The organism is Sphingomonas pruni NBRC 15498 (genome assembly GCF_001598455.1).
GTDB classification, from domain to species: Bacteria; Pseudomonadota; Alphaproteobacteria; order Sphingomonadales; family Sphingomonadaceae; genus Sphingomonas; species Sphingomonas pruni.
Window position 1 is genome coordinate 1 of record NZ_BCYZ01000111.1, and the last position, 8,617, is coordinate 8,617.

Consider the following 8,617-nt stretch of genomic DNA (forward strand, 5'->3'; position numbering starts at 1 on the left):
GGGGCAGTCGCAACAATTCAACAATCGGGCCGGTAGCGAGAGACTGCCCCTCTCCCCGGCCCTCTCCCCAGAGGGGAGAGGGAGTTTAATGATGGCCGTCCTCAACGAAGAACAGACGATGCTGCGCGACATGGCGCGCGAATGGACTCGTAACGAAAGCCCGGTGACAGCGTGGCGCAAGGTGCGCGATGCCGATACCGCGACGGGGTACGACCCCAATGTCTATACCGAGATGGCGCAAATGGGCTGGGCCGGGATTGTCATTCCCGAAGCCCAGGGCGGCTCCGATTTCGGTTGGCTCAGCCTTGGGCTGGTGATCGAGGAACTCGGTCGTACGCTGACCGCGAGCCCGCTATCGGCAAGTGCGGTGGCGGCGTCGGCGATCGTCCTCGGCGGCAGTGATGCCCAGAAGAATGCCTGGCTGCCCAAGATCGCGAGCGGCGAGCTTGTCGCGACCTTTGCCCTCGACGAAGGACCGCGTCACGACCCCGAGAATATCAAGACCGCGGCCAGTGGTGGCAAGCTCAGCGGAACCAAGGCCTTCGTGGCGGAAGGCGACAGCGCCGGACTATTCGTCGTCGCGGCGGCGGACGGGCTCTATCTGGTCGACGGCAACCAGGCGGGCGTGTCCCGGTCGCGCCGCCACCTGACCGATTTCCGCAGCCATGCCGACGTGACGTTCGACGCGGTGGAAGCGGACAAGCTGGCGAATGGCGGCGACAAATTGCTCGACCAGGTGCTAGATCGCGCGCGCGTCGTCGCCGCGGCCGAGATGCTTGGCATGGCGCAGCAGGCGTTCGAGACGACGCTCGATTATCTCAAGCAACGCCGCCAGTTCGATCAGGTCCTGTCGACCTTCCAGGCGTTGCAACATCGTATGGCCGGCCTGTTCAGCGATATCGAGCTGATGCGCTCGGCGGTGGAAGCAGGGCTTGCGGCGATCGATGCCGGCGGCGACACGCGCCAGGCTGCCTTGCTTGCCAAGACCAAGGCCAATGAAGTCGGCCACGCGATGAGCCGGGAGATGATCCAGCTCCATGGCGGGATCGGCATGACCGACGAATATGATGCCGGCTTCTACCTCAAGCGCATGCGCGTACTGGAAGCGGTATGGGGAAATACCGCTTACCTCCGCGATCGGTTCGCGCGCCTGGGCGGCTATTGAAGCCATCTTCGTTCTGACGCTGTTTTCCGGGATCGGGTTTGGCTGATCCCGGAACCTTAAGTCTGTGCTATTTCTGCGTCGAGCCGAGAATCCATGGCAATTTGCAACGCGAGTTGCGCTTGACGTAACGTTACTCATAGTGCCTATTCGAGTTCCGGGTATGGAGCCGCTCAAGCGCTCCGACCCGGTTGGGGAGAGGTACATGACCAAGACAAGGTTGCTTTGCGCCTGCGCGATTTCCGTATTTGCGGTATGCGCGGCATCGTCGGCGGCTGCGCAATCGGCGCCGGCCGCGGATCCGCAAGACACCGGCAGCACGCCGGATATTGTCGTTACCGGCTCGATCATTAGAGGGACGCCGGAGGACGCGGCACTGCCCGTCAACGTGATCGGTGCCGACGAACTCCAGAAACAGGGATCGCCGTCAGCGGTCGAATTGCTCAAGGCGCTGCCGACATCGAGCGCGGTGCTCGGCGATTCGAACCAGTTCGACAGCCGCTCACAGGGCGCCGAGGGTATCGCGACGGCCAATTTGCGCGGCTTGTCGCCGCAGCGCACATTGGTGCTGCTCAACAGCCGCCGCCTCGTGACCTCGGGCAATGGTGTTCCTGCGGTCGATATCAACCTGATTCCGTCGGCTGCGATTGGCCGGATCGAAGTCTTGAAGGATGGCGCCGCGGCGACGTACGGGTCGGATGCGGTCGCCGGCGTGGTCAACTTCATCACCCGCACCGACCAGGAAGGCTTTCGCGCGGCAGCGAGCTACAAGTTCGTCAAGGACACCGACGGGGATATCGATGCCTCATTGTCCTACGGCCATGTCGGCAACGGGTTCCGCATGTTGGCGGCGATAGGGTTCGCGAAACGCGGCGAACTGCTGGCACGCGACCGCGCGTTCGCGGTCCAGCCTTATGCCAACAACCCGCAGGGCGGCTGGTCGGGCGGCGGCAATCCGGCGACCTTTTTGGGCCTGGCGGCGAGTGGCGCGCCGACCACGGGGCTGACCGCGGACAGCAGTTGCGGCTCGCTGGGCGGCTATGTCGGCGCCAATGGGCGGTGTTACACGCAATATTCCGGGTTTGATGGTCTGGCGGAACTCGAAAAGAGGTTCACCGCGTTTGTCGATGTCGGCGTCGACATAACCGACACGACCAAATTGGAGGTCACGGCGCTCTATGGACGCTCGACGGTTCCGCATTATCTGACCTCGCCTTCTTACATCCTGACCCAGGCACCCTCGCTCGCTTCGCTCGGCGGGAAAAACCCAACCCCGTTCGTTTCGGGTTTCTATGTGCCTGCGACCAACCCCGGATTCGCCGCGTACAAGGCGGCGAACCCCGGCTTTTTCCCTGCAAGCACGACGGGAGCGGTATTCCCGCTGCTGCTGTTCCGCCCCTTCATGGCGGGCGGCAATCCCTCCACGCTCGACGATCCCAATGAGACCGGATCGGCGCGTGGGATGCGCAAGTCGGAATCGATACGCTTCACCGCCGAATTGTCGGGCAGGCTCGCTCCAAAGGTCGATTGGACCCTCTCGGCGACCTACCATCAATATTATCGCTATATCGACGGTTTCGACTCCTTCGGGGATCGCATTCAGCTTGCGCTGCGCGGTTTTGGTGGGCCGAATTGTAACGTCGCCGCGAACACGCCCGGGCAGAATGGCTGTCTCTGGCTCAACCCATTCGGCAATGCCGTGACGAACGGAGCGATCAACGGCACGACCAACCCGCAGGGCAATGCCGCGCTCGCCAACAGCAAGGCGTTGACCGATTGGTTCTTCGTCAAATCGAACACGGCGGTCGATTCGCAATTGTTCGTTCTCGATGCCAACGTCAGCGGGTCGACGGGCATCAAGCTCCCGGGCGGCGACATCCAGTTCGGCGTCGGGGCGCAATATCGCTATAATTGGTTCGACACCGTTTATGGCGCCAACAATAATATTGCGGTCAATCCATGCCGCGACACGCCGATAACCGGGAACACCAACCCTGCGGCTTGCTCGCCGACGTCCGGCGTCAATCCCAGCCCGGCGACCGGGGCACTGGCCTTTCTGGGAACCAATGCCAACAGCTTCCTGAAAGGTGGGGTCAAGGCGGTCTTCGCCGAACTGCAATTGCCGGTTTTCGACAGCTTCAACGTTCAGGCGGCGGTGCGCTATGAGGATTATGGCGGCTCTGTCGGGTCGACCATCGATCCACAGGTCCGCGCGCGCTGGCAGGTCACCGATTGGCTCGCGGTACGTGGCGGATACGGCACCACGTTCCGCGGACCGACGCTCGCCAATCTCAGCGGCAATTCGGTCACCGCGTTGCAACTGATCGGATCGGCATTCAAGCCGGTGGATATCTTCGGCAATTCGTCGCTCAAGCCGGAAAAGTCCGAAAATTATTCGGGCGGCCTGTTGCTGAAGTTCGGTGGGTTCAACGCCAGCGTCGATTATTTCAAATATCGTCTTACCGACGTCATCGTCAGCGACCCGCTGGCGGCGATGGTCGCGACGCTGTTTCCGTCCACCGGCGGCAATGCCTGTTCCAGCGCGCTGGCGGCGCGATTCACGTTCGCCAATGGCGTGTGCGGGTCACTTTCTTCGGTGGCGAACAACATCGCCAACATTTCCCGCGTGAAGACCTTCCTCCAGAACGGCGCCACGCAGACCAATGAGGGCATCGATTTCAGCGTCAAATACCGGTCGAGCCAGTTCCTCGGCTCGGCGATGCGCTTTGGGATCGGGGCGGACGCGACGCGGACGCTGCGCAACCGGATCAGCGACATCTATGTGGCTGGGGTCAAGGTGCAGTCGGCCTATGATGGCGTCGGTCTGCTCAACTACCAATCCACCTTGTACCCGGTCCCGAAATGGAAGGGGCAGGCTTATGTCGACCTGGGCGCCGGCCCGGTCGATGCTCGGCTGACGGTGAACTATACCGATGGGCTGCACGATCAGCGTTACGATACCAGGAGCGGTCCGTTCGCGCCCGATCCGTCGCTGCGCAATCCGGACGGAACGATCCCCGCCACGCCAATCTCGCTGCTGACCGGGGCCGACCTGAACAGTTTCGTGACGGCGGATTTCAATCTGCAGATCAAGCTGCCGAAGAACGTGGTCCTTACCGGCACCGTGTTCAACATCTTCGATGCGCAGCCGCCTTTCGCGCGAGAAGATTATAATTACGAGCCGTTCATCGGCAATCCGTTCGGCCGCATGTTCAAAGTCGGCCTGTCGACCAAGTTCTGACATTGATCGACTGACCTCCTTCTCCGGCCTCGCCGCGCCAGACCAGCGCGGCGGGGCCGTTCTTTTGCAACGAAAAGAAAGGTCGCCCCTCCCGTGTCCTCCCCCACGCACCTTCCCGAAGTCGAGGCAACGTTCGTGCCGAAACGCCGCGCGCTGACGCTGTTGCTGCTGACCTTCGCCTATTTCTTCAGCTATATGGACCGGCAGATACTCGCGATCCTCAACGAGGATATCATCAGGGATCTGCATCTTTCCGACGCCCAGATGGGCATCCTGGGCGGGATGGCGTTCGCGATCTTCTATGCCGGATTGGGGATTCCCGTCGCCTGGCTCGCCGATCGCGGCAATCGCGTGCGGATCATCGCCGGCGCACTGGCAATCTGGAGCGCGTTCACCGCGCTGGGCGGGCTCGCCGGCAATTTCTGGCAATTGCTAGGCGCGCGCATCGGCGTCGGCATCGGCGAGGCGGGGTCGAGCCCGCCGAGCCATTCGATCATCGCCGACCTCTATCCGCCCGACAAGCGCGCATCGGCGATGTCGATCTATTCGCTTGGCGTTGGACTTGGAGCGGCGTTCGGCACGATTATCGGCGGTGTCGTCGCGACTTATTATGGCTGGCGCGTCGCGATGTACGTGATCGGCCTGCCGGGATTGCTGCTGGCGGGGATCATCTGGGCCGTCGTGCCCGAGCCCAAGCGCGGTCTGTCCGACGCGCAGATCGCGATGGACACGGCCAGGCCGTCACTGGCCGACGGCTTCACCACCTTGTTCGCCAACCGGGCCGCGCTCCACCTCGTCGCCGGCTTCACGCTTACCTCGATGATCGGCTACGGCCTCACCGCGTTCGGGCCAAGCTTCATGCAGCGGTCGTTCGGCTTCACCAAGCTCGACATCGCGCTCAAGGTAGCGCCGGCCGGCGCGATCATCGTCGCTATCGCCGCCATCGCCAGCGGACGGATCGCCGACCGGCTGACGCGCCGCTACGGGCAATACAGCCAGTCGTTCATGGTGGCGGTCTTCAAGACGATCGGGCTGCCGCTGACCTTGTGCGTCTATACCGCGACCAATCCGACATTCGGGGTCGGGGCCTATTTCCTGTCGATCCTGTTTTCGACCGCCTATCTCGGCGTCACCTTCGCACTGATCCAGTCGGAAGCACCGGTTCGGCTACGCGCGACATGGGCGGCGATCACCCTGCTGGTCAACAATATGATCGGGCTGGGGCTCGGGCCGTTTCTGGTCGGCATGCTCAGCGACGCGCTGAAGCCGACCTACGGCGCAGAGTCGCTCCGCTATTCGATGTTCGTCTTCACCGCGATCACCCCCTGGGCGATCTTCCATTATTGGCGCGCGGGCGTGTTGCTCAAGCGCAAGGCGCTCGAGCGGAAGGCGGCGCAAGACGCGATTGCCGTCTGAGTATCGGCGGCGGATCAGCTTTCCGCCGCGCGGTCGTCGAACATGCCGAAGGCGAGGGTGGACGCGTACATCGCCACCGCGCGATCGCGCGGCATCGCCGATGCCCATTTGCGCATGTCGAAGGCGGCATTCTGCAGCGCCATCAGCGACTGGCTGACGATCAGCGCGTCGACCGGACGGACCGAGCCCTCGGCGGCGCCGTCGGACAGCATGCCGGCATAGCGCCGCGCGATGCGGTTCGAACGGTCGAGCATCGCCTGGCGGACATGGCGCGGCAGACCGGTCAGCGCGGTCGTGCGCAGCAACGGCCCACGCTCGGAGAATTGCACGTCGAGCAAGGTCGCGATGATGCTCGACAGCCGATGCCACCAGTCGCCACTGCTGTTCTCGCCGACCTGGATCGTCTCGGTGATCGTGTCGAAGCTGCGCTTGTAGCATTCGATGACCAGGTCGTCCTTGGCATCGAGATGGTGGTAGAAGCTGCCCTTGGTCACGTTGAGTTCCGACGCTATGCGCTGCACCGAGGCGCCGCGATAGCCGAGCTCGTTGATCAGCCGGGTTGCCGCGCGCAGGAACGCTTCGCGGCCCGGTTCCGCTTCCTCATGCTCGATATCGAGGATCGCCGGCTCCCATTTGGCGCCGGGAACCGCGATGCCGTGACGGAACATATCCATCAACCGCGCCTCGACGCGGTCGAACTGGTCGAGGTCGTAGCGCGCGATCCAGGCCGGGATCCAGAACGTGTTTTCGAGCAGCACGTGCGCGCGCGCGCCGAACAGATCCTTGAGACGGCGGTTCTGGGGTTCCTCACCCCACAGAGCACGCGTCTTGCGGAAAATCTCGCGCCAGGCGGCCATCAGCCGGCCGAGCATCGGATCTTCCATCGCGCGCAAATCGCTCAAGGTCGCCAGCGCACGCTCCTCGTTCTCGCGGATGCGCGCGAACCGCTCCATGTTGAGCGACAGATAGCGCGCGACCCGCGCTTCTGGCGTCGCCTCCATCTGGGCGGTGTCGAGCATCTCTCCCAGGGTTTCGAGCGTATGTTCGAAACACGCCTGGGCGAGGTCTTCCTTGCGCTTGAAATAATAGGTCACGCTCGTCGTGTTGAGTCCCACGCGGCGCGCAACATCGGCGAAGGTCATGCCCTTCGCGCTCTGTTCGTTTATCGCTTCGGACGCGGCGGCCAGGATCGCATTACGTTTCGCCTTGAAACGCTTCGTTCCCGTAACCTCGTCCAGTTCTGCAGTATCGGCTTGCCCCATCCGGCCAGCTTAACATTTCCGTCACACGGGGCCAGCGGATTCCGCAACGGCATTTCGCTTTTCGTTGTTCGGGCATCGCGTCAAAAAGAGGATTCTACGGCTTTACCGAAAACACGGTACGGTTTAGTCGGAGTCGCGAAAGCCATAGGAGAGCAGTATCATGGACTTTACGCTGAGCGACCGCGAAACCTATTTCCGGGACCGCGTGCGGGCCTTTATCGACAAGGAGATCGCGCCCCGCAACGCCGAATATCACAAGCAGTCTCACGAGGGTGAGCGCTGGAAGGTGATCCAGGTGATCGAGGACGTGAAGGAGATCGCCAAGGCGCAGGGCCTGTGGAATTTCTTCATGCCGCCGCATTCGGGCCAGACCCATGTCGATGACAGTTTCGAGTTCGAAGGAACGCAGCTTTCCAATCTCGAATATGCTCTGTGCGCAGAGGAAATGGGCAAGATCGGCTGGGCTTCGGAATGCTTTAACTGCTCGGCCCCCGACACCGGCAACATGGAAGTCCTGCACCGTTACGGCACGCTCGAGCAGAAGGAGCGGTGGTTGCGCCCGTTGATGGAAGGCAAGATTCGCTCCGCCTTCCTGATGACCGAACCGGCGGTCGCCTCGTCGGACGCCACCAATATCGAAACCTCGATGGTCCGCGACGGCGACCATTATGTCATCAATGGCCGCAAATGGTGGTCGTCCGGCGTGGGCGACCCGCGATGCTCGATCGCGATCGTGATGGGCAAGACCAATCCGGACGCGAGGCGCCACGCCCAGCAGAGCCAGGTCCTGGTCCCGCTCGACGCGCCGGGCGTGAAGATCGAGCGGATGCTTTCGGTTTACGGGTATGATCACGCGCCGCACGGTCATGGCCAGGTACTGCTCGAGAATGTGCGTGTACCGGTCGACAATCTGCTGCTCGGCGAAGGGCGTGGTTTCGAGATCGCGCAGGGTCGGCTCGGGCCGGGCCGCATCCACCATTGCATGCGCACGATCGGCGTCGCCGAGACGGGGATCGAGGCGATGGCCAAGCGCCTGCTCAGCCGTGTCGCGTTCGGCAAGCGCATCGCCGATCATTCGATCTGGGAGCAGCGCATTGCCCGTGCCCGCATCGATATCGAGATGACGCGCCTGCTCTGCCTCAAGGCCGCCGACATGATGGACAAGGCCGGCAACAAGTCCGCCCAGCTCGAAATCGCGATGATCAAGGTCCAGGCGCCCAACATGGCGCTGCAGATCCTCGATGACGCGATCCAGGCGCATGGCGGTGGCGGCGTGTCGGACGACTTCCCGCTGGCGCACCAATGGGCAGCGATGCGGACCTTGCGCTTCGCCGACGGTCCGGACGAAGTCCATAACCGCGCGATCGCTCGAAACGAGTTCGGGAAATATGCCGATTACAAGGCGGATATCCCGTCGAGCGGGGATCTCGGGGTTTCGCGTTAGGATAAAAGAACAGACCCTCACCCTTCCGGCGCTTCGCGCCTCCCTCCCTCTCCCGCAAGCGGGAGAGGGAAGGGGCCCGCCGGCGAAGCCGG

5 protein-coding genes are annotated in these 8,617 nt (G+C 62.8%); 4 read left to right on the forward strand and 1 reads right to left on the reverse strand.

Annotation, left to right across the window (positions count from 1 at the left end; genetic code table 11):
- Positions 1-91: 91 nt before the first annotated feature.
- The 3 genes from SPR01S_RS20090 (at position 92) to SPR01S_RS20100 (ending at position 5,819) form a co-directional block, all read left to right on the forward strand.
- On the forward strand, positions 92-1,165 hold the full coding sequence (locus SPR01S_RS20090; RefSeq protein WP_066593353.1) for an acyl-CoA dehydrogenase family protein: 1,074 nt from the start codon (positions 92-94) through the stop codon (positions 1,163-1,165).
- A 202-nt stretch (positions 1,166-1,367) separates the two neighbouring features.
- A complete protein-coding gene (locus SPR01S_RS20095) occupies positions 1,368-4,403 on the forward strand; it encodes a TonB-dependent receptor domain-containing protein (protein WP_066593345.1) in 3,036 nt (1,011 codons plus the stop codon).
- Between the two features lie 93 nt (positions 4,404-4,496).
- A complete protein-coding gene (locus SPR01S_RS20100) occupies positions 4,497-5,819 on the forward strand; it encodes a spinster family MFS transporter (RefSeq protein WP_066593347.1) in 1,323 nt (440 codons plus the stop codon).
- Positions 5,820-5,833: 14 nt separating this feature from the next.
- Here SPR01S_RS20100 and SPR01S_RS20105 read toward each other — a convergent pair whose 3' ends face one another.
- On the reverse strand, positions 5,834-7,081 hold the full coding sequence (locus SPR01S_RS20105) for a TetR/AcrR family transcriptional regulator (protein ID WP_066593349.1): 1,248 nt from the start codon (positions 7,079-7,081) through the stop codon (positions 5,834-5,836).
- Positions 7,082-7,241: 160 nt separating this feature from the next.
- Between SPR01S_RS20105 and SPR01S_RS20110 the strand changes: the two genes are divergently transcribed.
- Positions 7,242-8,525: an acyl-CoA dehydrogenase family protein gene (locus SPR01S_RS20110; RefSeq protein WP_066593351.1), complete on the forward strand. Its 1,284-nt coding sequence runs from the start codon at positions 7,242-7,244 to the stop codon at positions 8,523-8,525.
- Positions 8,526-8,617: the final 92 nt, after the last annotated feature.

Bases quoted from the DNA above. Each gene is read 5' to 3' on its own strand.
- SPR01S_RS20110 (WP_066593351.1), top strand. From the start codon at position 7,242: ATGGACTTTACGCTGAGCGACCGCGAAACCTATTTCCGGGACCGCGTG.
- SPR01S_RS20095 (WP_066593345.1), top strand. From the start codon at position 1,368: ATGACCAAGACAAGGTTGCTTTGCGCCTGCGCGATTTCCGTATTTGCG.
- SPR01S_RS20105 (WP_066593349.1), bottom strand. From the start codon at position 7,081: ATGGGGCAAGCCGATACTGCAGAACTGGACGAGGTTACGGGAACGAAG.
- SPR01S_RS20090 (WP_066593353.1), top strand. From the start codon at position 92: ATGGCCGTCCTCAACGAAGAACAGACGATGCTGCGCGACATGGCGCGC.